This is a genomic window from Moraxella nonliquefaciens (assembly GCF_001679005.1).
GTDB lineage: Bacteria > Pseudomonadota > Gammaproteobacteria > Pseudomonadales > Moraxellaceae > Moraxella > Moraxella nonliquefaciens.
The window spans coordinates 351,441-375,968 of record NZ_LXTW01000012.1 but is presented as its reverse complement, the minus strand read 5'-3'; the positions used below and the strand labels follow the sequence as shown (position 1 = coordinate 375,968).

Annotated in this window: 23 protein-coding genes and 1 tRNA gene; 6 read left to right on the top strand and 18 right to left on the bottom strand. The window is 41.7% G+C overall.

Annotated features, from left to right (window positions below):
* The first annotated feature begins 231 nt into the window (after positions 1–231).
* Together A7456_RS11975 and htpX are read left to right on the top strand one after the other, a co-directional pair.
* The gene (locus tag A7456_RS11975) at positions 232–1,077 is read left to right on the top strand and encodes a lytic transglycosylase domain-containing protein (protein ID WP_067008550.1); all 846 of its coding nucleotides are present in this window, start codon (positions 232–234) and stop codon (positions 1,075–1,077) included.
* Positions 1,078–1,260: 183 nt separating this feature from the next.
* Positions 1,261–2,169 carry a protease HtpX gene (gene htpX / locus A7456_RS05970; protein WP_067008547.1) on the top strand — a complete coding sequence of 303 codons (909 nt, stop codon included), beginning with the start codon at positions 1,261–1,263 and terminating at the stop codon, positions 2,167–2,169.
* Between the two features lie 49 nt (positions 2,170–2,218).
* Here the strand turns inward: htpX and A7456_RS05965 are convergent, their stop codons facing one another.
* From A7456_RS05965 to pncA, 17 genes are all read right to left on the bottom strand, one after another.
* Positions 2,219–2,923, bottom strand: a complete 705-nt coding sequence (locus tag A7456_RS05965) for an LrgB family protein (RefSeq protein ID WP_067008544.1) — start codon at positions 2,921–2,923, stop codon at positions 2,219–2,221.
* Complete coding sequence (locus A7456_RS05960) at positions 2,920–3,303, bottom strand: CidA/LrgA family protein (RefSeq protein ID WP_067008542.1); 384 nt, start codon at positions 3,301–3,303, stop codon at positions 2,920–2,922. Before A7456_RS05960 ends, A7456_RS05965 begins: the two co-directional genes overlap by 4 nt.
* 173 nt (positions 3,304–3,476) lie before the next feature.
* Positions 3,477–4,514 (bottom strand): signal peptide peptidase SppA, encoded by a 1,038-nt coding sequence (gene sppA / locus A7456_RS05955; protein ID WP_067008539.1) that lies wholly within the window; start codon positions 4,512–4,514, stop codon positions 3,477–3,479.
* Positions 4,515–4,650: 136 nt separating this feature from the next.
* Positions 4,651–7,230 (bottom strand): ComEC/Rec2 family competence protein, encoded by a 2,580-nt coding sequence (locus tag A7456_RS05950; RefSeq protein ID WP_067008537.1) that lies wholly within the window; start codon positions 7,228–7,230, stop codon positions 4,651–4,653.
* Between the two features lie 15 nt (positions 7,231–7,245).
* The gene (ispD, locus tag A7456_RS05945; protein ID WP_067008534.1) at positions 7,246–8,040 is read right to left on the bottom strand and encodes a 2-C-methyl-D-erythritol 4-phosphate cytidylyltransferase; all 795 of its coding nucleotides are present in this window, start codon (positions 8,038–8,040) and stop codon (positions 7,246–7,248) included.
* 7 nt (positions 8,041–8,047) lie between these two features.
* The gene (locus tag A7456_RS05940; RefSeq protein WP_066893443.1) at positions 8,048–8,539 is read right to left on the bottom strand and encodes an FtsB family cell division protein; all 492 of its coding nucleotides are present in this window, start codon (positions 8,537–8,539) and stop codon (positions 8,048–8,050) included.
* 1 nt (position 8,540) lies between these two features.
* The gene (gene eno / locus A7456_RS05935) at positions 8,541–9,854 is read right to left on the bottom strand and encodes a phosphopyruvate hydratase (RefSeq protein WP_066893442.1); all 1,314 of its coding nucleotides are present in this window, start codon (positions 9,852–9,854) and stop codon (positions 8,541–8,543) included.
* Positions 9,855–9,990: 136 nt separating this feature from the next.
* Positions 9,991–11,832, bottom strand: coding sequence for a DUF262 domain-containing protein (locus A7456_RS05930; protein ID WP_067008530.1), 1,842 nt, complete (start codon positions 11,830–11,832; stop codon positions 9,991–9,993).
* Between the two features lie 39 nt (positions 11,833–11,871).
* Positions 11,872–12,738 (bottom strand): 3-deoxy-8-phosphooctulonate synthase, encoded by an 867-nt coding sequence (kdsA, locus tag A7456_RS05925; RefSeq protein ID WP_067008527.1) that lies wholly within the window; start codon positions 12,736–12,738, stop codon positions 11,872–11,874.
* A complete protein-coding gene (locus A7456_RS05920; protein ID WP_062501586.1) occupies positions 12,735–13,151 on the bottom strand; it encodes a PIN domain-containing protein in 417 nt (138 codons plus the stop codon). Before A7456_RS05920 ends, kdsA begins: the two co-directional genes overlap by 4 nt.
* An 8-nt stretch (positions 13,152–13,159) precedes the next feature.
* Positions 13,160–13,405, bottom strand: coding sequence for a hypothetical protein (locus A7456_RS05915; RefSeq protein WP_067008524.1), 246 nt, complete (start codon positions 13,403–13,405; stop codon positions 13,160–13,162).
* A gap of 9 nt (positions 13,406–13,414) precedes the next feature.
* Positions 13,415–13,669: a type II toxin-antitoxin system Phd/YefM family antitoxin gene (locus A7456_RS05910; protein ID WP_066893435.1), complete on the bottom strand. Its 255-nt coding sequence runs from the start codon at positions 13,667–13,669 to the stop codon at positions 13,415–13,417.
* Positions 13,670–13,739: 70 nt separating this feature from the next.
* The gene (locus A7456_RS05905) at positions 13,740–15,374 is read right to left on the bottom strand and encodes a CTP synthase (RefSeq protein WP_067008522.1); all 1,635 of its coding nucleotides are present in this window, start codon (positions 15,372–15,374) and stop codon (positions 13,740–13,742) included.
* A 432-nt stretch (positions 15,375–15,806) separates the two neighbouring features.
* Complete coding sequence (locus tag A7456_RS05900; protein WP_065256757.1) at positions 15,807–16,103, bottom strand: PepSY domain-containing protein; 297 nt, start codon at positions 16,101–16,103, stop codon at positions 15,807–15,809.
* Between the two features lie 276 nt (positions 16,104–16,379).
* Positions 16,380–17,909, bottom strand: coding sequence for a 30S ribosomal protein S12 methylthiotransferase RimO (gene rimO / locus A7456_RS05895; protein WP_082995470.1), 1,530 nt, complete (start codon positions 17,907–17,909; stop codon positions 16,380–16,382).
* Between the two features lie 142 nt (positions 17,910–18,051).
* Positions 18,052–18,136: transfer RNA gene (locus A7456_RS05890), tRNA-Leu, on the bottom strand.
* A 94-nt stretch (positions 18,137–18,230) separates the two neighbouring features.
* Positions 18,231–18,845: a bifunctional nicotinamidase/pyrazinamidase gene (pncA, locus tag A7456_RS05885; protein ID WP_406946782.1), complete on the bottom strand. Its 615-nt coding sequence runs from the start codon at positions 18,843–18,845 to the stop codon at positions 18,231–18,233.
* Between the two features lie 226 nt (positions 18,846–19,071).
* Between pncA and A7456_RS05880 the strand changes: the two genes are divergently transcribed.
* On the top strand, positions 19,072–20,556 hold the full coding sequence (locus A7456_RS05880; RefSeq protein ID WP_062500485.1) for an alanine/glycine:cation symporter family protein: 1,485 nt from the start codon (positions 19,072–19,074) through the stop codon (positions 20,554–20,556).
* A gap of 58 nt (positions 20,557–20,614) precedes the next feature.
* On the opposite strand, the gene A7456_RS05875 is transcribed toward A7456_RS05880, so the two are convergent.
* Positions 20,615–21,415 carry a ferredoxin--NADP reductase gene (locus tag A7456_RS05875; RefSeq protein ID WP_067008516.1) on the bottom strand — a complete coding sequence of 267 codons (801 nt, stop codon included), beginning with the start codon at positions 21,413–21,415 and terminating at the stop codon, positions 20,615–20,617.
* Positions 21,416–21,534: 119 nt separating this feature from the next.
* Here A7456_RS05875 and A7456_RS05870 point away from each other — a divergent pair, with 119 nt between their 5' ends.
* The 3 genes from A7456_RS05870 to A7456_RS10940 are packed head-to-tail and all read left to right on the top strand — an operon-like array spanning position 21,535 to position 24,388.
* Positions 21,535–23,073, top strand: coding sequence for a hypothetical protein (locus tag A7456_RS05870; RefSeq protein ID WP_067008514.1), 1,539 nt, complete (start codon positions 21,535–21,537; stop codon positions 23,071–23,073).
* A gap of 29 nt (positions 23,074–23,102) precedes the next feature.
* Positions 23,103–24,122, top strand: coding sequence for a hypothetical protein (locus A7456_RS05865; protein ID WP_067008511.1), 1,020 nt, complete (start codon positions 23,103–23,105; stop codon positions 24,120–24,122).
* Positions 24,119–24,388 (top strand): YkgJ family cysteine cluster protein, encoded by a 270-nt coding sequence (locus A7456_RS10940; protein ID WP_082995469.1) that lies wholly within the window; start codon positions 24,119–24,121, stop codon positions 24,386–24,388. Before A7456_RS05865 ends, A7456_RS10940 begins: the two co-directional genes overlap by 4 nt.
* Positions 24,389–24,528: the final 140 nt, after the last annotated feature.

The window sequence follows — 24,528 nt, the reverse complement described above, 5'->3', positions numbered from 1 at the left end:
GTTATCATTGGCACATGCTCGCCCTTAATAATACATCTTAACTTGTATTTTAAATGATGCTGTTTTTAAAATAATATGTTTTTAAAACCATACTGCTTTAAAAACAGCATGGGTATGTTAATGCATCAATGTTGTCATCATTTATCAAATACACCATTATACAGACAGTTTTAAATATAAAAAGGCAGGCATGTCTTAATACACCTACCAGCATCACCAACCAAAACAATCATGACCAACACTTTTTTAAGCCGTTTACTACTCATCACCTTAATCTGTGCTGTTGCCACGCATGCCACAGCCAATACCATCTATGTCTACGAAGATGGCAATAATGGACAAAAATTCCTAACCAATATCCAACAAAATGCCAATGGTGCCAAAAAATTCACCCAGGTCAGTGTTACTTATTATCCTGACACCAAACTACACTCTAATGGCAACATCCCCAGCACTTACAATCCAACAACCGCTGCCACGCCCAGTCGCAGTGCCAACCGTAACAGCTATGACCACTTAATTCGTGCCGCCGCTATTCGTCATGGCGTAGACCCTGCACTCATCAAAGCCATCATTCATACCGAATCTGCCTTTAATCCAAATGCTCGCTCACCTGTCGGGGCAATGGGACTTATGCAGCTCATGCCAGGCACTGCCAGAGATATGGGGGTAGGTAATGCTTGGGACCCCGCTCAAAACATCGAGGGCGGAGTAAAATACATCGCATGGCTACAACGTCAATTTGCCAATCGTGACCACGTTATTGCTGCCTATAACGCAGGACTGGGTAATGTCCGAAAACATCGTGGCATTCCCCCATTTCGTGAAACACAACATTACGTCAGTTCGGTAAACAAACGTTATGCCAGTCTCTATCGCCATGATACAGGCATCATCAGAGATGGTACGCACCTGGCCATGAACCAAAGTTTTAACCCACCTACCCCAACAACCTTACAAGTACCCAGCTCATCAGGCGTCCAAAACGTAAGCATTACCTATACCCCTGTCAGCTATGCCACACCCCAAAACCCCAATGTGGGCAATGATTCGGGGCGTGTTTATATTCACAGATAATCTCTGATTTTGTCATAAAAATTGCTCATTTTTATAAATCATCAATCAATAACACAATGCCATTTAAATTTTTAACATCGTCCCCATAATGAGTATGTGCTTAGCCTTTTTAAGGCAAGCTACCCTACAACAATGCCATTGGGCATTTTTATTTTGCAACTTTTATTTTAAGGAAAATTTACCGTGTTACGCATTGGTTTATTTTTACTCACCAACATTGCCGTCATGGTTGTGGCAGGCATTGCCTTTTTCATCCTAAGCAGAGTCTTTGGATTGGGCAGTGTACATGGAGCGGGTGGTTTACAATATGGCTCGCTTGCCGTCATGTGTCTGTGCTATGGCATGATAGGCTCGGTCGTTTCTTTGTTTTTATCAAAGTGGATGGCAAAAAAATCCACAGGCACAGTCATTATTGAGCGCCCTGCTAACGCCACCGAACAATGGCTTGTTGATACCATCGCCAAACAAGCCAAAGCCGTTGGTATTGGCATGCCTGAGGTGGGTATTTTTGACAACGCCCAACCCAACGCTTTTGCCACAGGTTGGAACAAAAACTCTGCCTTGGTCGCTGTCTCATCAGGACTGCTACACACCATGACCGCCGATGAGGTTGAAGCGGTACTGGCTCACGAAATCGGACACGTTGCCAATGGCGACATGGTAACACTTGCCTTGATTCAGGGTGTGGTAAACGCCTTTGTCATGTTCTTTGCTCGTATTATCGGCTCATTTGTTGATCAAGTGGTCTTCAAAAACGAAAGCGACACGCCCGGCATTGGTTACTTTGTAACTAGCCTTGTCATGGATGTCTTACTTGGCTTTTTGGCAAGTGCCATCGTCATGTGGTTCTCTCGTTTGCGTGAATACCGTGCTGATGAGATGGGAGCAAAACTTGCCAGTCGTGATAAGATGATCAGTGCATTAAATGCCCTACGTCCTGCTGAGTCTCGCCCCGACCAAATGCCAGAGAGCATGAAAGCCTTTGCCATTTCTAGCGGTCAATCCCAAGGATTTAGTATTGCCAATTTGTTCCGCACGCACCCAACATTAGATGACCGCATCGCAGCACTACAAAAACTGCCTGCCAGATGATGTTATTATCCTACACCCAGACCGTCAAACCATGGCGGTCTTTTTCATGTTAAAGCAACCATGGTACAATCACAGGAGCCAAAAACGCCGTTAAAATCCCATTTAAAATCAACCCCACTGTGGCATATGCCACAAACCTTGACCCCATCTGCATGACACGCACTGTGCCTAAGGCGTGTGATGCCGCTCCCATAGACAGCCCCCATGCCATAGGATGAGTGGATTTGATGAACAGCAATACACCCATGCCCATCATCTGCCCCGCCACGCCTGCAATCAGTACGGTACTGGCAGTAATGCCCATGACCCCATTTAACTTATCAGCAACCTCAATGGCTATTGGCATGGTAACAGATTTGGGAGCGATGGCAATGGCACTTTGTTCACTGCCACCCATCAGACGCACCAACCACACCCCTGAGATAATACCCGTAAGTGAACCTAATATTTGTGAGATGATGATAGGAAACCACTGTGAGCGTATTTTTTGCCACTGAACATAAAGTGGTATGGCAAGTGCCACAACAGCAGGTTGCAACCAAAAACTCAGATGATGACTTGCCTGCTCAAAACTTACCCATCTGATATTTAGTGCTTTTAGCAGAATAATAACCACGATGGTCGTAATAAGTGTGGGATTGATGAGTTGGTTTTTAAAATGAGCTTTAACTTGCATGCAACCATAAAAAACGGCGATAAGCATGAACAGCAGAAAAAAGGGGCTATTTAACAGCTCTGTTAGCTTGTCATTCATGAGTTGTTCTCTTGATGTAAGCGTCCTTGATGTCTGGCTTTTTGGGCATGTCTTAGCCATTGGTAGGATTTGCTCGTTACAACCAACACCAGCAGTGTGCTGATGGTAGATGCTCCAATGAGTATACCCAAATCCTCCCAAATGACATTAAGATATTGCATGATAGAGATACAGGCAGGCACAACCATCAGCACCAAATAATCAAGCAAAGTCTTAGCAAGACCCTGTACCGCATCTAATTGAACCACACCAACCTGCAATGCCCCAAACAAGATAATAAGCCCAATCACGCTCGGAGGTAAGGGCAGTCCTGTCAAAGCGATAAAAACCTCACCTAGGAACACACACCCAAAAATAATCAAAAATGCTTTTAAAATCATGATGGCTTTATCCAACCCAAAGATGACGTATTGTACAAAACTTTATGGCATTTTGCACCGCTTAATTATGATTGTCATTTGTTGGATGTGATAAGGCTTGGTTAAATAAAAATTGAATAAAAATCAAAAAAAAGGGCAGTCATACCCTTTTTGGTTTTTTGGTTTGATTTTTATTACTGTAACCTGCTTTGGCTGTTTTCTGCAATGCTCATCTGTAATCCCTGCCCCAGACCTTTGCCAATTTGCACGCCCAGACGGTCAAAGACTTTACGCATGGGGTCTACATAGGTGTAATTTACCGAATGCTCAACACCCAGCTCTTTTTCTAGCTGACTGATGCTGCCTGCTTTATCGGCTAGTCCCAATTCAAGAGACTCTTTGCCTGTCCAAAACAGTCCGCTAAACACATGATTTTGCTCGGTATTTTTAAGTTTATCACCACGACCTTCTTTAACTGCATTGATGAAATTTTGGTGTGTGGTATCAAGCAGTTTTTGGACATGTATTCGCTCATCTTCGGTCATGGGGCGAGACATGGATAAGATGTCTTTGTACTGCCCTGATGTCATGGTGCGGTCTTGAACACCGATTTTTTTCATCAAATCTTCGGTGTTATAATTGGGCATGATGACCCCAATAGAACCAACCAGACTTGATGGATTAACCCAAATTTCATCGGCAGAGCTTGCAATATAATACGCCCCACTCGCCCCAATATCACCAATGATGGCATAGAGTTTTTTATCAGGATTTTCTTTGCGTAATGCCATGGCAGTCTGCCAAATCTCATCAGACTGCACAGGTGAACCACCCGGAGAATTGATGGCAAAAGCGACGGCTTTGGCATTGGGGTTCTCAAAGGCTTCGGTCAATGCTGAGTTTATGTCATAGGCATTGGCGTCGCTCTCACTGGCAATCACACCATTGACCTCCACCACCGCCAAATGAGGTAAATTCGCCTCCAAAGGTATGTTATTGCCAGTATTGCTACACCCACGCCCCATGATGGCAATGATAAAGACGATATAGGCGAATGTGAGTAATTTAAAAAATATGCCCCAACGGCGAGCCCTTTTTTGCTCATCAATACTTGCCATGAGCGTTTTTTCTAACAAACGCCACTCTTGACCACTGTATTGGTTCGGTATTTGGTGTGTTACATTTGAAGATTCGCTTTTATTGTCTTTATTGGGATTTGGAGGCCATGCCATGATATATCTCCTGGCTTATCGGTTGGTTTTAATTGCTTTTAAATTTTAAAAGGCATATTTTAACACAAATATTACCAAACATTTGTCCTAAATTTTATCAATTTGTTATTAGCTCATGCTCATCTTAGTAGGCACATTACCGACCACTAAGCTCTATCATGATTAGCTTAGCCTGCTCACGATTGGCTACTGTGTCTTTGTCGGTAAAAATCAATTGTGCTGGCAAAGTTTGTGTCAGCATCGCCTCACTTATGACATGGCGACTGTGTCCAAGCCATACATCGGCACGTACCTGCTCATCATGACATACGCTCTTATACATTTGCCATGTATAATCATGAGTTGCCCCATTGATGATGAGCCTTGACCCTACTTGTTTATTATTTTTTGTGCCAAAACCATCATCACCATGATAGTCATGATGGATGCCACCCATGATGGCAGGTGTCAGCTCGCTCTCAATGACAATAGTGCAACCCCACACCCGCTTGTCATCTATCATCTGCCAGCCTGTCATTGCTGATACATTAAGTCCTTGCCCTAACCATCTTCGCCCCATCTCACACGCCTGCATGGGTAAGCCCTGCACGTCATTGACAATCCTCCCTGCCTGCCAGTAGTGATGGATAATCATATCTTGTGCCAGTGTTGCCACCAGTGCATTCATGCGATGACTTGGTGTCTGCACAATGACCCCTGTCAGATGGTTAATGCCTTGTTGATGAAGTTTATCACGCAGCAATCTTGCTACCTTATCATGCCCTAATGCCTTATCATCTTGCAAATCCGATAAAATAAGCCACACCGCTTCATCACCATTATCTGCCCCTTGCTGACGGATAAGCACTTGACTGACCTTGTCATCACCATCTAGCACTGTTACGCTAAATGGCGTCCGTTCATTTGCAAATAACACCATCATCATCGCCATCACAAGAGGTACCAATGCAAACTTACGTCCAATCACAGGGGTCACCCAAACTGCCACTCCAAGAGCAAAAAGTACCATGCCCGTTGTGCTTATGGTTTGATACAGCCACGCATTAGTAAAACTTTGAAACCACATCAAAAGCTGATGAAGCCATATCAATATCAGCGATGAGATGCCCCATAGTACATCAGCCAGCTCTGATGATACCATAAAAATCACCCCTGCCAACAAGTTTATTGGCACGATGATAATCCCAAACAGTCCCACCGCAAACAGATTGACAAATAAACCCCACAGTGATACCTTGCCAAAAAACAGCAAAGAGACAGGCAACATGGCGATAAAGAGATGACTTTGCAATTTTAATAAACCGACCAGACGGTCTTTTATAGGCATAATGGATGTGTCAAATTCACCTTTACCATCATTCATAAGCAGTGCTACTGCCATAAAAGACAACCAAAACCCCGCCTGCCACACCATGACAGGATCAAGCCATATCATAACCAGTCCCACCCACATCAATACCGTCAATGGCGACAAAGGCAATGCCAAATAGCCCGCTACCGCCACCGCCAACATCATGTAAACTGTCCGAACCGCAGGCACATCAAAGCCTGTAAATAACGCATAAATCATGCTCACCCCAAGCATGACAAACAGCCTTAGACGATGGCGAGGCAGTAGCTGATAATACGGAAAAAATCTATCGGTCAGATAACGCACACCAAAACTCAATATTGTCGCCAATAACACCACGTGCATGCCTGAAATGGCAAGCAAATGACTGATGCCACCAAACTGATACAAATCTTTGGTCGCACGATTGATTAATGCCCTATCACCTGTCAGCAGAGCAAGTGATACCGCTTGGGCTTGCTTTTTGTCATCGCTTAGTGTGTGCCAATCTTTATAAAAATGGGTGCGTAATGTATGACGAAACCGCTCCAAATGCCCCACCAAACCAACCTGAGATAAAATCATCGGTTCATCATGCACCGCCAATACCTGAGCATTGGCATGAATGTGGCGTGTGGTAAGCCATCGCTGACTGTCAAATTCTGGGGTGCTGGGGCTTGCGGTGATGGGCGTAATACGCAGTGTCATGTAAGTGGCCGTATTAGGGTGTAGTTTGGCAAGCCAATGATGGTTTGAACCATCCTTATTATCATCCTTAACATTTGCCACGTGTAGTAACACCGTCATCTGAGTGGGCAAAGATGGGTGAAATGTGGGCGTGTGTGTGGTCGTAGCAAAAGGGTTATCGCTCTGTGTTTGTTTTTGTGTTTGTTTTTGCTTATTTTTATTATCTTTATTTAAACCAGTCATCATCGGACGATTATTGTCAAATGTTAACTCAGATAATGTCGCTTTTTGGCGATAGTAACTCCCTGTATCATACACACCATCACTGACATTATGTACCGTTACTTTGGCATTGATGATATAGCCATGCTCGGGTATGGCATGAACAGTACTCAGAAATGCCTTCTTAGTGCTGATGGTGTTAAGCATGAATAACAGAATTATAAAGCCGATGAACAATATTTGTACAAAAATTTGCCCCATCCGAACAAAAATGGATTTGGGATAAAATTGATTGAATTTAAAACATAAAAAAGCACACCCCAATAAGAGCATGCTCATCATCAAAAATCCCATCCCATGAGTGATATCCATACCAAACAGCTGACTACTTATGGCTGTTATGTCTTGGCTGGGCAGAATATTTAGTGTGGCAAGCACCATCAGTGCCACGCCAATAAATACAAACCAAATCAACATTGTATCCACATCATTTTAGGTTTGACCCACACCATATTGCAACATCAGCTCAATCAGTGCCAAATCATCAGGATAGGTAAGTTTCATATTCATGCGTGAACCTTGCACCAAAGCCACCGATTGACCCAATCGTTCAAAACCACTGGCTTCATCGGTAATCATCAGTCCATCAGCAATGACCGTATCAAGCATGGCTTGTAGGGCGTGTAATCTAAACACTTGGGGGGTTTGAGCCTGCCACAGTTGATGGCGGTCCACGGTACGACATATCCATCCATCAGCACACTCACAATCGCTCAAACTGGTAGGATTTTGTGTGCGGGCAAACTTTAAGGTATCCACCACAGGTGTGGCAAGTATTGCACCTACTGGATGATTCTCGCCATTTGCTTGTCGCTGTTTTTGTTCAACTATACACACCACAGCGATAAGACGGCGTAAGTCATCAGCAGGCAAGCATGGTCTGGCTCCATCGTGGATAAGCACCCACGCATCGCCCACCACTCGCCGAGCGATATCATCCACGCCTGCCTTGACCGACAAAAAACGCTCTGCACCGCCATCGGTCAGATAAATCGGTTTATCAAAGCAAAAATCCAAAGACGACACAAACGCATCATCTTTGGCAACAACCAAAGTCAAATCGGCAATGGCAGGAGTATTCAAACACGCCACGCCATGTTCTAATACCGTTTGTCCTGCCACTGATAAATACTGTTTTGGCATGTCCGCCCCAAAACGGCTGCCACGCCCTGCTGAGACAATGAGTGCATGAATGGGCAACTTGGGGGGGCAGATTGTCTGTTTCATCATTCAATCATTCACCCGTATCAGCACTAACACCTGTGAAGACATTCTCACCCATGTCATTATCAATAAGTCCATCCACAGGCTCTGTTGCATTCATCGCATCAACACCATAAGGAATTTGCCTATCACCAATCACAGGGGCAACGGACAACTCTACGAAAGTCTCACCTGATTTAATCAAACCCAAATCAAGACGGGCATGTTCTTCTATGGCACTTAGTCCAGATTTTAAATCACGAATGTCTGCCCGTAAAGTGTCATTGACCGCCTGGGCAGTGGCATTGATTTTTTGTTGTCTGCTAAGTTCATCATTTAACCGACCAAGTGCCTGATGACCAAACTCACCGTACCAGTATTGATGTTGCAAACCCACCAACACCACCACACCAAAAACAATAAGCAGCAAATAACCCAAAAAAGTAGGCGATAAAATGATGCCTACTTTTTTGGTATGTGTTTGGCGTTTTGATAAAGTGTCATCAGTTTTTTTGGTTGTCATATCAACCACGCAATCCGATAAATTCAGCACGCCCACGATAGCTTGCCGTAACCATCTGTTCAATGCGTAGCAGTTGATTATATTTGGCAACACGGTCAGAGCGACACAATGAACCTGTTTTAATTTGCCCTGCTGCTGTCCCCACCGCCAAATCAGCAATGGTTGAGTCTTCGGTCTCACCCGAACGATGGCTGATGACGGTAGCATAGCCGTTCTCTTTGGCAAGATAGATGGCATCTAAGGTCTCGGACAATGTGCCAATTTGGTTGAATTTAATCAAAATGGCGTTGGCGATGTTTTTATCAATGCCCTCACGCAAGATTTTTGGATTGGTAACAAATAAATCATCACCCACAAGCTGAATCTTATCGCCTAATTGTTTGGTTAAATATGCCCAGCCGTCCCAATCACTCTCATCTAAGCCATCTTCAATAGAGATGATGGGGTATTGACGCACAAGAGAGGTCAAATAATCAGAAAAACCTTGACTGTCATAAGATTTACCCTCACCTTCTAGCATATATTCACCATTTTTATAAAACTCGCTAGATGCACAGTCAAGTGCTAAGAAAATGTCTTCTCCTGCTTTATACCCTGCTTGTTCAATGGCTTTGATGATGACAGTAATCGCCTCTTCATTAGAGCGTAAGTTCGGTGCAAATCCACCCTCATCGCCCACCGCAGTATTTAGCCCTTGGGCTTTTAGCACTGATTTTAGAGCATGAAATATCTCTGTGCCTGCACGAAGACCCTCTGAAAAAGAATCAAAACCCACAGGTTCAATCATAAATTCTTGAATGTCTACCGTATTATCAGCATGAGCCCCACCGTTTAAAATATTCATCATTGGCACAGGCATGGTCAATGAAGTTTGTCCACGCAAATTGGCAATATATTGATGAAGTGGTAAATTTTTGGCAATAGCCCCTGCTTTGGCAATGGCAAGCGACACCGCAAGCGTGGCATTTGCTCCTAGGTTGGCTTTATTTTCAGTGCCATCTAAGTCAATCAAAATTTTATCAAGTCTACTTTGGTTGGTAACATCCTTATCAAGTAATGCTGAGCGGATTTGGCTGTTAACATTTGCCACCGCTTTTTTGACACCCTTGCCCAAATAGCGAGATTTATCGCCATCTCTTAGCTCCAAGGCTTCACGAGAACCCGTGGATGCACCAGAGGGGGCAGCGGCACGACCACGCACGCCATTTGCTAAAATCACGTCCGCCTCAATGGTCGGGTTGCCACGAGAGTCCAAAATCTCACGAGCCACGATGTCTTTGATTTCTATGGCGTTATCGGTGTTTTCAGCGTACATACGTTTTTTTCCTTTTGATTGGGTGAATGATAATGAGTGGAAATATGGGTATTTTATCACAAAATTGGGTCAGTGGTTTGAAAATTTACATATTTAAATAGACTACTCAAACCACTCATTTCCATTTATGTTAAAATTATTTATTTTTGGCAAAAATAAAATCCGATATTCTTGCAACCGCTTCATCTGTTGCCGTTAAAATATCATCTTTTTCCCATTGGTCTTTTGAGTAATCAACCAAAGATTTTGCAATGGCATACTTACTGTCTTTATAGCCTTTTCTATCACCAATAGTATTTTGCTTTTTAGTTTTAAACCAATCTTTTCCAATTGATTTATTAACATCTCCTTCAAGCAAAATCTTATTGCCAATTTTATTAACCAATGATTTAAACTCATCAATATCAGCAATATTTGCATCTTGACGAATAGTATCAATATTACGACCACTGGCAGGCATAATATGTTCAATATTGACACTTTCTACAAAATCAAATGGCAAATCTTTTTGTTTGGCAAATAAGTATTCGTTTAAAAATACCAAAATATTTTTATCATAATCAGAGATTAAGATTTTCACATCTTCTGGTTGCCACTGAGAGATATGCTTATCAAAATTTTGCTTAATTTCATCAATAGAGATATTTTTATCAATCAGTTTAACAATCTCACCAAATAAAAAGGTTTTAAATTTACTGCTAGAATAGCCCAAATGACCAACTTCTAATAAAGTAAACAATCTCAACAAAGATTCACAAACCGTAGAAATATTTTCTTGTGAAATATCATCAACATCAAAACGATATAAATATCCTGCCAAAAATAATTTAATATTTTCATTATTTTTTAGCATTAGCTTCACAATTGGATATTCTTGGACTTTCTCCCATTTATTGGCAATATCAGTAAGTTTTTGACATAATTCCAAAGGATTGGTAAGTAGGTCATCTTTTTTAATTTCGGTATAATAACGTCTTAAACCTGGTGTAGTTACATCAATAGATAGACCACCATCATCTTTTGTCTTGACATACTCATTACCAATTGCTCTATGAATATACATATATTGTTGCAAAATATTATCCAGATTGACAATTTTACTTTGATTTAGCCGACTTGCTAATTTATTTAAATCCGCCCAATTTTCATTAAACTTTTCATGCATATCATCTTTTTTAGCATTGGCATATAGCTGAGCAGAGATAATATCAGAATCTGATAGTGGCAATCCTGTTGAATTTAAAGAATTAAACATGGTAATTGCTTGTTCAGTTTGTTCACTACGAATTGCAATTACCTCACATTCATCAAGAAATATTTCAGCAAATTTATAAATTTGTGATTCTGATTTATCAGCCAATTGTTCATAAAAAAACTTGAAGTTTCTAAAATGATTGGTATATTGATTATCTTTTTGCTTTCTGGGAATTTTAAAGGCATTCTTTTGTGCAATATCAAAATTTTCTGCTTCAATAATTTTATTTAATTCATCATGATGCAATTCATTGATAGAATTATTTTGCAAAATTAGAATGTTTTTTATCTTTTCTGTATTTTCAAGCATATCAACCACATCAATAGGTTTTGCTCTATAAAGGATAGACATAATAACTTTTTGCCTATCCTCCAATCCCGACTTTAAACCTCTTAACACCTCATCATCAACAATTTTTGGAATGATTTTATTAATGTGCAACAACAATGCCTTTAATAATAATAAAAAAGTTGTCGTTCTTTGTTGTCCGTCAATTAAACTTAATTGATTAGAATGAGAGCAATCAATAATAACTGTACCAAAAAAATAATTATCATCGCCGTCAGATTCAACGAATGATTCAATATCATTCCATAACTTTTCACATTGACTAATAGTCCAAGAATAACCCCGCTGATATTCAGGAATGACAAAATACTTATTTTTATCTAGCTTTAAATACCTAGATATAGATTTTAGCTCTGGATTAATGCTTGTGGCCATGACAATCACTCTAAGTTAATAATAAATTCACAGGTTGATTTAATGCGTATCTAATTTCTCAAACCCTTTTACCAAATTATCCAACTCTTTTAATTGACGTAAAAATGGTTCTAACTGTGATAATCTCAACGCACAAGGACCGTCGCATTTGGCTTTATCAGGGTCAGGGTGAGCCTCTAAGAACAGTCCTGCCAGTCCTGTTGCCATGCCCGCTCGTGCCAATGTGGTAATCTGACTGCGACGACCGCCAGCACTGTCCGCTCTTGCCCCTGGCTCTTGTAGAGCATGCGTTACGTCAAAAAATACTGGCACATTCATCGCTTTCATGGTGTCAAAGCCAAGCATGTCAACCACAAGATTGTTATAACCAAAAGATGTCCCACGTTCACACAAAATAATGTTATCATTGCCTGCGTCTAGGCATTTGCCTATGATATGTTTCATCTCATGTGGGGCGAGAAATTGAGCTTTTTTGATGTTAATCACCGCTCCTGTATGAGCAATGGCACTAACAAGGTCAGTTTGACGGCTCAAAAATGCAGGAATTTGTACTATGTCCGCCACTTTTGCCACAGGAGATGCTTGATAAGGTTCGTGTACGTCTGTAATGATGGGCACGCCGTATTTTTCTTTAATGTCGTTTAGCCATGTCAGCCCCGTATCAAGGCTTGGCCCTCGAAAGGAGTGTAAGCTTGACCGATTAGCCTTGTCAAAACTTGCCTTAAACACATAGCCAATATCAAGTTTCTTGCAAATCTCAATATAGCTCTCGGCAATCTCAAATGCCAATTCTTGACTTTCTAAAACATTCATGCCACCAAATAGCACAAATGGCAAATCATTGGCAATTTTGATGTCGCCTGATGGTGATGATAATTCAATGGTAGATTTGGCGGTTAATGTCATGGGTTTTCCTTATAAAATGGATTGATAATGGTAAGTTTGTTTTCAATGATATGATTATGGTGCATATCTTCGGAATATAAAATGGGTGTATTTGATTGCAAGGCACAAGCAATCATTAGACTATCCCAATAGGAATAGTGATATTTGGCTTTGATATTTAAAGCATGAATAGCCAATTTTGTATCAACTGTTAAAATATCATAGTCATTGGCAAATGCAGAAATAATATAAGTTAATTTATCAAAATCAACATATCTCTTTTTAATCATCACATTGCAAAATTCATTAATCACCTGCGTGCTAATTACAACGTGATGAGTATTTAACAATTCTTGGGCAATTTGATTTTTTGGATAATCATCGCTCATGGCATAAATCAAGATATTGCTATCAAAAAAGCATGATTTATTCATAAAAACCCTTAGCGACTGTTTGCTTCTTCACGGTCAAATTTATAATCAGGCGGTAGTTGGATTTTAATGTTTTTAAACACCTCTTTCATGGTCGCCTTTGGGTTATGCTCATATGGCATGACAGGCTCATTAGCAGGCAATACCACAAAACTTTTGCCATTGCTTGATAACAACACTTTTTCGCCCAATGATATTTGCTCTAAGGCATGGGCGATTTGTTGTTGTTCAGCATGGTTAATCATAATTTCAATCATTATTTATTCCTATCTGTATTTATTATTAACATGCAATTTATTTGGCATATATTCAACAAAACAATCCAACGGCTCATCAAAATCATCTGCCATTTTAATTTGCCCTTTGGCACTGCCTGCTTTGCGTGATTTTTTGGCAAGTTTATTTTCGGGTGTCAAATTCATTTTATAGGCTTGACCGTCTTTGATAAAAATCAACTCTTCGCCCAAAATGGCTTGCTCTATGTGCTTAGGCTGTATCTCATGAATGGCAATTTCAATCATCTTATCCTCTTTTTATCTTCCTAATGAATAAACAGGGCGAAAACCGCCCCATTTATTTTATTGTAATGCTTTATTTATCATTTTGCAATGCAACTGCTGCATGAATAAAGGCGTTAAAAAGTGGATGTCCGCCACGAGGTGAACTTGTGAACTCTGGATGATACTGTACCGCCACAAAGAAAGGGTGATTGTCAAGCTCCACTGTCTCCACCAAATTTTGTTTGGCAGAGTAGCCTGAGACTTTTAACCCTTGTGCTTCAAGTGCCTCAATGTAGCGACTGTTCATCTCATAGCGATGGCGATGACGCTCAAAAATGGTGCCTGCTCCATAGATTTTGGCAAGGCGAGAGTCTGCCACCAAATGAGCCTCTTGTTTGCCAAGTCGCATCGTACCACCCAAATCGCTGTCATCTGAACGAATTTGTAATTCACCTTTTTCATCAAACCATTCGGTAATCAGTCCGATGATTGGGTTGGCAGTTTTTCGGTCAAATTCAGTAGAGTTGGCTTCAAGTCCCAGCACGTTGCGAGCAAATTCAATGACAGCGAGCTGCATGCCCAAACAAATACCCAAAAACGGCACGCCATTTTCACGGGCATGGCGGATTGCTTTGATTTTGCCTTGTGTGCCACGCTCACCAAACCCCCCCGGTACTAAAATGGCATGACAGGCTTTTAGTTCATCCATAAGAGCATCTTGGGTTTGTAATTTCTCAGCATCAATATAGTGGATTTTGACACGAGTTTTGTTGTGAATGCCTGCGTGCAACAAAGCTTCATTGACCGACTTATAGGCATCTGGCAATTCTACGTATTTACCGACCATCGCCACGATAATCTCACCTTGGGCGTTAAATAATCCATCAATGACTTTATCCCAATCAGACAAATCGGCTTTGGGTTGATTAAAACCAAAACGCTCACACACCAAATCATCCAAATTTTGTTCATAAAAAGTGCGTGGAATCTCATAAATACTGCGAGCGTCCTTACAGACCGCCACCGCACGTTCACAGACGTTCGTGAACATGGCAATCTTATGCTTGGTGTCATCGTCTACATCATGTTCGGTACGACATACCAAAATATCAGGCTGAATGCCAATAGACAACAGCTCTTTGACAGAATGCTGGGTTGGTTTGGTTTTTAGTTCGCTGGCAGATGAGATATAAGGCAGTAAGGTTAAGTGCATGAGCATGGTATTTTCACGCCCAAGTTTAACCATCAGCTGTCGCACCGCCTCCATAAAGGGCAAACTCTCAATGTCGCCCACCGTACCGCCAATTTCAATCATGGCAACATCATAACCCTCGCCTGATGCTAAGATACGACTTTGAATTTCATCTGTGATGTGTGGCACAACCTGCACGGTCTTGCCAAGATAATCACCACGGCGTTCTTTGGCAAGTACCGTCTGATAAATACGCCCTGATGTGAAGTTATTTGCACGAGACATTTTAGAATGCCTCAAAAAACGCTCATAATAGCCCAAATCAAGGTCAGTCTCTGCCCCATCTTCGGTAACGAACACCTCTCCATGTTCAAACGGACTCATCGTACCAGGGTCAACGTTGATATAAGGGTCCATTTTGGTCATGGTAACTTTTAGACCACGAGCCTCAAGCACAGAAGCCAAAGAGGCAGCGGCAATGCCCTTACCCAAAGAAGAAACCACACCACCTGTTACAAAAATAAATTTAGTCATGATACTCATCAGTTATTGGTAAAAGAGAATTTTACTAAAAAATACTAAAAAAATATAGGGGGCAACAGCAAATTCCCAAAATTTTTGTCAAATCAGTCAAAACAAAAAAGACTTGAATCCATTCAAATCTTTTGGTAGTGGTGATTGACAATCAATGACCACCAATCAATCAGATGCTCATCAGTCAATGCGTTCGCTGATAATTTTTAGGTCAGGGTAGCTTAGGTAAATTTTGTATTCCCAAATACCTTCCATAACGGAAAATAGCTCAGGGCGAACAGTTTCCGTGGTAAAATTCAATTTTGTTAGCTGTATATAATTTTTGATTACAGTAATTTTTTATTATAGTAATTACAGTAAAAATACTGACTAAAAAAGTAGGCTATTGAAGCCTACTTTTTTAATTGATTGCTTAATTTGTAATGATGCTAATTACCAATCAATGCGTTCGCTGATAATTTTTAGGTCAGGGTAGCTTAGGTAAACGTCATATTCTTGAAAGTCTTTATAAGCTTCAACGTCCAAAATCTTTTGTCCAAGATGCACACCAGGCTCGATGTCTTTGATGCGATAGCCTCTATCCTGCAAGATTTTTACAGCTTTTTGTACATTGGCTTGATAGCTAGGATCCATATAAATCTGACGCTCAATCATGTCTTCGTAATCTGCAAAAGCTGCAACAGGGGCAAGCAAAGACAGTGCCAAAATAGATGCTAGGATTTTTTTCATGTTTTACTCCAATTGGGATATATTAAACAATTTAAACAATTTAAACAAAATTAAAGTCAATTCATCATCAATCTTTAATTTGACGCCATTTTAGCATAAAATCACCCACACACAAGAGCAAGCTACATTTTACGTCCACTTTATTACTCAATTTCACAAAACTTACAGATTTTTTAATAAAGTTGTTATTATTTTACCAAATAATTACCCAATAAGATTAAGGATTTTAAAATTTGGATAAAAACACAAAAATAACCTGCCTTGTCATCGTCTAATTTATGCCACAAAACTGGCAAACAAATCATATTCACTGGCCTCATCGATGGTTACGGTCAAAAATTGCCCCACTTTTACCGTCTCATCAATATCATCCACATACACATGACCATCAATCTCAGGAGCATCGGCATAGCTACGGCAAATGGCGATGTTTTCATCAAAGTCAATCTCATCAACCAACACCACCAAAGTTTGCCCGACTTTTTCTTGAAGTTTCTCTTTGCTGATTTGTTGTGCCAGTGCCATAAAACGCTCATAACGTGCTTGCTTGATGGACTCTGGCACAGGATTGGGTAAATCATTGGCGGTCGCTCCGTCAATCTGTGAATAAGTAAAACAGCCCACACGGTCAAGGCGTGCTTGTTTTAACCAATTCAAAAGATACTCAAAATCCTCTTCTGTCTCACCTGGAAAGCCCACCACAAAGGTAGAACGAATGACGATATTAGGGCAAATCTGTCGCCATATGGCAAGGCGTTCTAGGGTGTTTTCACTCATGGCAGGACGTTTCATCGCCTTTAATACAGATGGGCTGGCATGCTGAAACGGAATGTCAAGATATGGCAAAAGCCCACCCCTGCCACCACTGATTTTCATGCTGTCTGCCATAATTTGCACCACGTTATCCACGTGCGGATAAGGGTATACATAATGTAAACGCACCCAAATGCCAAGGCGTGCTAAGGCTTGGCACATATCAAAAAACTTGGTCTTTATCGGTTCGCCCTGCCAAAACGCCATTTTATATTTTAAATCCACGCCATAAGCGGAGGTGTCTTGACTGATGACAAGCAACTCCTTAACCCCTGCTTTTTTTAGGGCAACCGCTTCATTCATCACGCTGTCAATGGTACGAGACACCAAATTCCCACGCAAAGACGGAATGATACAAAACGTACAGCGATGATTACAGCCTTCGCTGATTTTAAGATAAGCATAATGAGCAGGGGTTAATTTCACGCCTGCATCATTAATAAGGTCAATCTTGGGGTCATAAGTCTTTGATTTGGCAGGTTTTGGTACGTGGTGCGTTACTGCCTTGACCACCTCATCATAAGCATGTGCCCCAGTTACCGCCAATACAGCAGGGTGCATGGTGCGAATTTTTTGGGCATCTTTACCCAAACAGCCTGTTACGATGACTTTGCCGTTTTTGGTGATCGCCTCACCAATGGCATCAAGGCTTTCTTGAACAGCAGATTCAATAAAGCCACAGGTATTCACCACTACCAAATCTGCCCCATCATAATCCTTGGCGACTTGATAGCCCTCACGAGTAAGCTCAGTAATAATCCGCTCGCTATCCACAAGTGCCTTGGGGCAACCCAAAGACACAAAGCCGACTTTGGGCGTTTTGATGGCATCATCTGAACCATCATTTGGCTTGTCAATTTGCACAAGAGCGGTATTTTGCAAATTGGCACTTTGGTCAATGGTGCGGTTTTGGTTGTGGTTGGCTTTATGGTGATAACCAACTTTGCTAGGATTTACATTGGAATGTTTAGGGTTAAAGGTTTGAACGGTCATGGTGTTTTGGATAAAGATTGGCTAAGGATAAACTTGGCTGATGGGCATTGAGATTATTGAGATTATTGAAATTTTAATTAATTTTATCACATGTTAAAACTTACATAGCAAAAAACCCGCCTTAACAGCAGGTTTTTGTATATGGTGGGGTCGGAGAGACTCGAACTCTCACGGGTCGCCCCGCTGGAACCTAAATCCAGTGCGTCTACCAATTTCGCCACGACCCCAGATTCATCAACTTTCGTCTTGATGTGGCATATTATATACACCTTTTAAAATTTGGCAAGCACTTTTTAATAAAAGTTTTAAAAAGTTTATAAGTCATTGATTTATAATATCTTTTGAATCAATAAACGCTACCCCAACTGCTGTCATGTCTGCCATGGCCTTATCTAATGAACCATTCATGTCAATTGGGGCGGTTGCATCAGTAATGACCGTACACCCAAATCCAAATGCCACCGCATCCATCGCTGTCCATGCCACACAAAAATCAGTGGCAATACCAACCACATACACATCACTTACGCCACGTTCATGCAAATAGCCTGCCAGCCCTGTTTTGGTTGTCCTATCTGCCTCCATGAACGCTGAATAACTGTCTATGTGCTGATGATAACCTTTACGGATGATTAATTGGGCTTTGTCAGCCTTTAAATCATCATGAAAGTTCGCATCAGGTGTGCCTTGCACACAGTGGGCAGGCCATAGCACCTGCGTGCCATAAGGTAACTGTATCGTATCAAATGCCTCTTTGCCGACATGGTTTTGATAAAATGAGATGTGCGTGGCAGGGTGATAATCTTGGGTCAAAATGACGGTATCAAAATGGGCGATTAGACGGTTAATTATGGGGATGATTGTATGGCTGTTTGCCACTGCCAAATTACCATCAATAAAGCCGTTTTGTATATCCACAACCAGTAAGGCTTTCATAAACATTCCTTTTATTGTTTAAAAGTCTAAAAAGTCTATTAGTTTGCATAAAATTTTGTCAAAAAGCAAGCCTAATTTATATGTCGCTATTTTATCAATCTCATCCACGCCAACATGATGGTGCCATCATTGTAACGCTTGTAATCATTGACAATTTTTTTTATAATAACATCTTTACCAAAGCAAGGTCAATCCTTGCTTTTTTTGTGAACTAAACGGAGTGGCTATGTTTGAATGGTTTAACAGTCTCATCAATTGGGGCGTAAGCCTTATTTGGGGCAATGGCGATTGGCTAATAGTGGGCAATCCTTGGTATGGTCTTATTGTGTTTTTGTTGGTTGGTGGAGGCATTTATTTTACCATTGCCACAGGCTTTGCTCAATTTCGCTATTTTGGACATTTATGGAAACTTCTTAGAGTATCAGGGCAAGGCGGTCGCTTGGGCGGTATCAGTTCCTACGAAGCCCTAATGACGTCGTTGGCAGCACGGGTCGGTACAGGTAACCTTGCAGGGGTTGCCATCGCCATTTATTTGGGGGGTGCTGGGGCGGTGTTTTGGATGTGGGTTACAGCCATTTTGGGGATGGCAACAAGCTTTATTGAGTCTGCTCTTGCTCAGGCTTATAAAGTCCCCCACACTGACAACGTCTTTCGTGGTGGCCCTGCCTACTATATTCAAGCAGGGTTGGGGCAACGCTGGCTTGCCATCATCTTTTCGGTGTGCCTGCTCATTGCCTTTGGACTTGCCTTTAATGGTGTGCAAGCCAATACCATCGCTCAGGCAAGTCTGGAAGCCTTTAACATCCCCCCTTGGGTAACGGGGCTATTTTTAGTGATTTTGGTCGCTCCTGTGGTTTTTGGGGGCATGCGTTCAGTTGCTAAGGTGGCAGGTAAGATTGTGCCAATCATGGCGATTTTATACGTTTTGCTGGCTTTGTTTATCATTATTAGCAACATCACCCAGTTTCCTGCCGCCATTGCCATCATCTTCAAATCCGCCTTTGGATTTGAACAGGCCGCAGGTGGGGTCTTAGGCTATACCGTTGCATCAGCCATGATTAATGGCATAAAACGTGGTCTGTTCTCCAACGAAGCGGGCATGGGTTCTGCTCCCAACGCCGCTGCAACCGCTCAGACTTATCCCAATCACCCTGCCGTACAAGGTTTCATGCAAATGCTTGGGGTGTTTATGGATACCATCGTCATCTGTACCGCTACCGCCTCCATCATCATCTTATCTGGTGTGGTTGACCCAAACTCTGAGCAGACGGGCATTCAACTTACCCAGCTTGCTCTGTCGCAATATGTGGGGCAATTTGGCGTGGTATTTGTGGCGGTGGCGATTTTCTTTTTTTCGTTCACCACCATCATCGCCAATTATAGCTATGGCGAGAGCAACATTGAGTTTTTATCTGGTCAAAAAAACGCCAAGCCTGCCATGATGGGGCTACGCATCGCCCTGCTTGTCATGGTCTTTGTGGGGTCTGTTGCCGACCTAAAAACGGTTTGGAACTTTGCTGACTTGACGATGGGCATCATGGCAGTTATTAACCTTATCGCCATTGTATGGCTATCGCCCGTGGCACTGCGTGTCCTAAAAGACTATGAACGTCAAATCAAGTCAGGTGTTGACCTAAAAGACATCAGCTTTGACCCCGACCTGTTTCCTAAGCTTAAAACCGAAGCAGACAGAACAGCATGGAAGGATTGATGGTTTTAGTACACTAAATAAAAAACAGGGCAGATACTACCGCCCTGTTTTTTATTGCCTACCAATAATTCTCCACTGCAATATTACCCACACCCCTACGGTTCATCGCCAAACCTTTGTTTTTTAAACTTTCTTTGGTGTCGTCCACCATCTGCGGATTGCCACAGAGCATGACATGAGAAGTGGCAGGATTTAAGTTTAAACCGACAAAGTTTTCAAGTTCGCCACTGTCTATCAAAGCAGGAATGCGAGCATTTAGGCAGTTTTCCACTTTTTCACGAGTGATAATCGGCACAAAATGGAGTTTAGCTGGGTTGTCGGTCAGTTCGCTAAACTGTTGATTTAATTCATGAATTTTATCAAGATAGGCAAGTTCTGCTTGCGTTCTGGCACTGTACACCAGTACGATGTCGCTGTAATTTTGCCAAGTGGTCAAATCGCCAAGCATGGATAAAAATGGAGCAAGTCCCGTGCCTGTTGCCAGTAGCCACAAATCCTTTGGGGCAGGTTCTTGGTAGCGAGCAAGGGTCAAAAAACCAAACGGCTCGGGGTTAAGATAGAGCGTATCGCCTACCGTCAAATGCTGTAATTGACTGGTAAACGCCCCGTCAGGCACGACCACCGAGAAAAATTCCAACTCTTCATCATAAGGGCTTGACGCTACCGAATAAGCACGAAAAATCCGCTCATTGGGGGCGTTTTTGGCATTGGCAAGCTCGCTGGGATTGATGCCCAAACGGGCAAATTGCCCTGCATCAAAACGAAATCCATCTGGGCGTGTTGTGGTAAAGCTAAACAGCGTGGGTGACCAGACGGTCTTGGAAAGTACGGTAATGGGTGTGGCGTGTTGGTCGGACATGGAATTTGACTGGGTTTTGAAGTTGGCATTATTTTAAAGGAATTTAAAAAAAAAGTAAAATAACCCTTGCAAATTAAGGGGGGGGGTAAAATACTCACAAACACTAACAGGAAATATTCATGAACCCAAATACCACATCATACCCACAAAACCGTAACAACCTAACTGATACCGCTATCGCAGGGGCATTATCCGAAACAGTGTCTCGTTATGGCTTGGCAGGTGCTGAGTTTTTAAAGGGACTTCGTGGGGTAGATTATGAGACTGGGCAAATTTTTGACAGAAGTTTACGAAAGGTCGCACAAGGAAAACTAAACCCCAATTATTATGAACAAAACCTAAAACAACAAGCAGGGTTTTCAGCAGAGATTGCTAGTGTTAGTAAAAAAAATGCCCAAGCGATTATGAGTGGCAACAACAGTCGATTTTCACGCAGTGAGGACATTGCCAGTTATGGTAAAAACCACAATGTAGTAGATATTGTTGAGTTGCTAGAAAGGCAAGAAATCTCCACCTCACAGATGAAGTTTGTGAGTAATTATAAGAATTTACTCAACAAAATCGCCAAACGCAATAGTGGTGATAAAAATGATTTGTCTCGCTATTTGGAGGTGGATAGACTAGAAATGCCAAGTGAGCAAGTCGAAGAAGCCAAAGCATACTGTCGTGAGCAGGCCAAAAGCTTAAAACAACAATCCGAAAGAACTAGACAACAAGGCGAATTGACCAAAGCAGAGGGCTTAAAACAACAAGCCAAGAATTTTGAAAAATTAGAAAGCAAAATCAGTGACTCTGGCATGACCACCGAAGAAGCCATCGCTTATCGTCTAAATCCAGAGTGGGAGACCGTTAAGGATATTAGTAGGGTCAGTCATCAAGCAGGGATACAAGGAGCAAAATTTGGTGCTGTAATTGGTGGCAGTATTTCACTTGTTACCAACATCATCGCTTATAAAAGCAGCAATAAAGAACTAAGTGAAGCTGTCGTAGACACAGGTATGGATACCCTAAAATCGGCAGGGGTGGGTTATGGTACCGCCTTTACTGGCACAGCCATCAAAAGTTATATGGCACAATCTGCAAACGAAGTCGTCCGAAATCTTTCAAAAACCGCCCTACCTGCCATGATAGTGTCCGCTTGTCTTGCTACAAGCAAATCTGTTGCCAGCTATGCCAAAGGCGAAATTGATGAAAGCACACTCATGCAAGAGATGGGTATCAGTGTTACAGGAATGTTATCATCATCGGTATTTGCTACCATAGGACAAATTGCCATTCCCGTTCCTGTGCTTGGTGGACTGATTGGTGGTATGGTTGGTTATGCCCTAACCAATACTTTTTATCAAAGTTTTTTTGATGTTTTAAAAGACAAAAACATTGCTCGTGAACGGCGAATATTGATTGAAATGCAGTGCAATAGTGCCAAAATTTTGGCGGAACAATACCGCATCGTTATTCAAGACATTTTTGAACAAAAAAGCATTGAGCTTGACCATCAAACCAAAAAACTGTTTGCTACTTTTAATGACGACTTGACCGCTGATGAGTTTTGTCAAAACATCAATGAATTTGCTAAATTTTTGGGCAAAGATTTACCCATTAAAAATTTACAAGAATTAGATGACATTATGTTATCTGATGAACCCTTAATCATTTAATCCTCAACCTTCACAAACGGAGAAATATCATGCCAATCCCAATTGTTTTAGGCGGTCTTGCAGTAGCGGCTGCCGTTACAGGTGTTGCCAAAGGTGCAAAAGGCATCATGGACAACAACGAAGCCAAAGAGTTAAATGAGCTTGCCAAAGCCAACGTTGAGCAGTCCGAGTTTAATCTTGAACAAGCCAAAAAACATTCTCAAGCATCACTTGAACTACTTGGCACCGCCAAAGTTACTATATTAAATATGTCGGTCAAAAAGTTCTTGGAAGTATTTGGTCAAATTAAAAATGTCGATTTTGAACATGATGGCAATTTGGGAAATCTATCATTGACCGAATTTGATGTAGCAGATTTTAGAATGCTACGACAAGAAGTCTCGTTCATCGCAAGCTCAGGTCTTGGTGTGGGTGGCGGTGCAACCAGTGGGGCTTTGGCAGCATTTGGGGCTTATAATGGCGTAATGGCACTTGGAGCTGCCAGCACAGGCACAGCCATCAGTACACTCAGTGGGGCAGCGGCCACCAATGCCACGCTAGCATGGCTTGGAGGCGGCCCATTGGCAGCTGGCGGTTATGGTATTGCTGGTGGCACAATGGTACTAGGAGCAGTGGCGGCAGGTCCTGCCATGCTGATTGCTGGTTGGTATATGGGAGCCAAGGCAAGTAAAAACTTAGATGATGCCAAATCTAATATTGCCCAAGCAAAAGCATTTGAAGCAGATGTTGACAACACCATCACAGCAATAGATGGCATTACAAAACTTGCAATACAACTGAAAGATTTATTTCATCAAGTGCGTACAGAAGCCCAAAAAACCCTAAACGACTTAGAGCAAGTCATCGCCAAACAAGGGGTTGATTACAGTCAATACAACGAGTACAGTAAGCTATGCGTCATGAAAAATGTCAAAATCATGCAACTTATCAAAGCCATGCTGGATATTGCCATTTTGGACAAAGAAGGCAATGTTTTGGGCGATGCCGAAAGCAATATCTTTCAAGTTAAAAACATCATTGACAATGATTATCAAGGTGAGATTGCTTGACTCACACACCATTTCCCTGCACCGCTTGCGGTCTATGCTGTCGCCATGTCCATTTAAGCGATGTAACCGCTTATTTGGATAGGGGCGATGGCATTTGTAGGTTTTTGGATACCGACACCAATCTATGTCAAATTTATGATGATAGACCCCTGATTTGTCAAGTGGAGAATTATTATCGCATTCATTTTAAAGATAAAATAGACTGGGAAACTTTTATTAATCTTAACCTTAAAGTCTGTCATCAACTCCAAAATCAGCATTTATAATAATAAATCCCAAAATTATCATAAACTGTAAACACCTATTTTAAGTCAAACTCTTTTATGATGCGTGTTACGCACTTGACACTTGAAATGGGTTTTGTGATGTTTTTGAAATGGTCTTGATAGGCGCAAAAAAACAAGCA

Bases quoted from the DNA above. Each gene is read 5' to 3' on its own strand.
- A7456_RS11975 (WP_067008550.1), top strand. From the start codon at position 232: ATGACCAACACTTTTTTAAGCCGTTTACTACTCATCACCTTAATCTGT.
- A7456_RS05965 (WP_067008544.1), bottom strand. From the start codon at position 2,923: ATGAATGACAAGCTAACAGAGCTGTTAAATAGCCCCTTTTTTCTGCTG.
- A7456_RS05960 (WP_067008542.1), bottom strand. From the start codon at position 3,303: ATGATTTTAAAAGCATTTTTGATTATTTTTGGGTGTGTGTTCCTAGGT.
- sppA (WP_067008539.1), bottom strand. From the start codon at position 4,514: ATGGCATGGCCTCCAAATCCCAATAAAGACAATAAAAGCGAATCTTCA.
- A7456_RS05950 (WP_067008537.1), bottom strand. From the start codon at position 7,230: ATGTTGATTTGGTTTGTATTTATTGGCGTGGCACTGATGGTGCTTGCC.
- ispD (WP_067008534.1), bottom strand. From the start codon at position 8,040: ATGAAACAGACAATCTGCCCCCCCAAGTTGCCCATTCATGCACTCATT.
- A7456_RS05940 (WP_066893443.1), bottom strand. From the start codon at position 8,539: ATGACAACCAAAAAAACTGATGACACTTTATCAAAACGCCAAACACAT.
- eno (WP_066893442.1), bottom strand. From the start codon at position 9,854: ATGTACGCTGAAAACACCGATAACGCCATAGAAATCAAAGACATCGTG.
- A7456_RS05930 (WP_067008530.1), bottom strand. From the start codon at position 11,832: ATGGCCACAAGCATTAATCCAGAGCTAAAATCTATATCTAGGTATTTA.
- kdsA (WP_067008527.1), bottom strand. From the start codon at position 12,738: ATGACATTAACCGCCAAATCTACCATTGAATTATCATCACCATCAGGC.
- A7456_RS05920 (WP_062501586.1), bottom strand. From the start codon at position 13,151: ATGAATAAATCATGCTTTTTTGATAGCAATATCTTGATTTATGCCATG.
- A7456_RS05915 (WP_067008524.1), bottom strand. From the start codon at position 13,405: ATGATTGAAATTATGATTAACCATGCTGAACAACAACAAATCGCCCAT.
- A7456_RS05910 (WP_066893435.1), bottom strand. From the start codon at position 13,669: ATGATTGAAATTGCCATTCATGAGATACAGCCTAAGCACATAGAGCAA.
- A7456_RS05905 (WP_067008522.1), bottom strand. From the start codon at position 15,374: ATGACTAAATTTATTTTTGTAACAGGTGGTGTGGTTTCTTCTTTGGGT.
- A7456_RS05900 (WP_065256757.1), bottom strand. From the start codon at position 16,103: ATGAAAAAAATCCTAGCATCTATTTTGGCACTGTCTTTGCTTGCCCCT.
- rimO (WP_082995470.1), bottom strand. From the start codon at position 17,909: ATGACCGTTCAAACCTTTAACCCTAAACATTCCAATGTAAATCCTAGC.
- pncA (WP_406946782.1), bottom strand. From the start codon at position 18,845: ATGAAAGCCTTACTGGTTGTGGATATACAAAACGGCTTTATTGATGGT.
- A7456_RS05880 (WP_062500485.1), top strand. From the start codon at position 19,072: ATGTTTGAATGGTTTAACAGTCTCATCAATTGGGGCGTAAGCCTTATT.
- A7456_RS05875 (WP_067008516.1), bottom strand. From the start codon at position 21,415: ATGTCCGACCAACACGCCACACCCATTACCGTACTTTCCAAGACCGTC.
- A7456_RS05870 (WP_067008514.1), top strand. From the start codon at position 21,535: ATGAACCCAAATACCACATCATACCCACAAAACCGTAACAACCTAACT.
- A7456_RS05865 (WP_067008511.1), top strand. From the start codon at position 23,103: ATGCCAATCCCAATTGTTTTAGGCGGTCTTGCAGTAGCGGCTGCCGTT.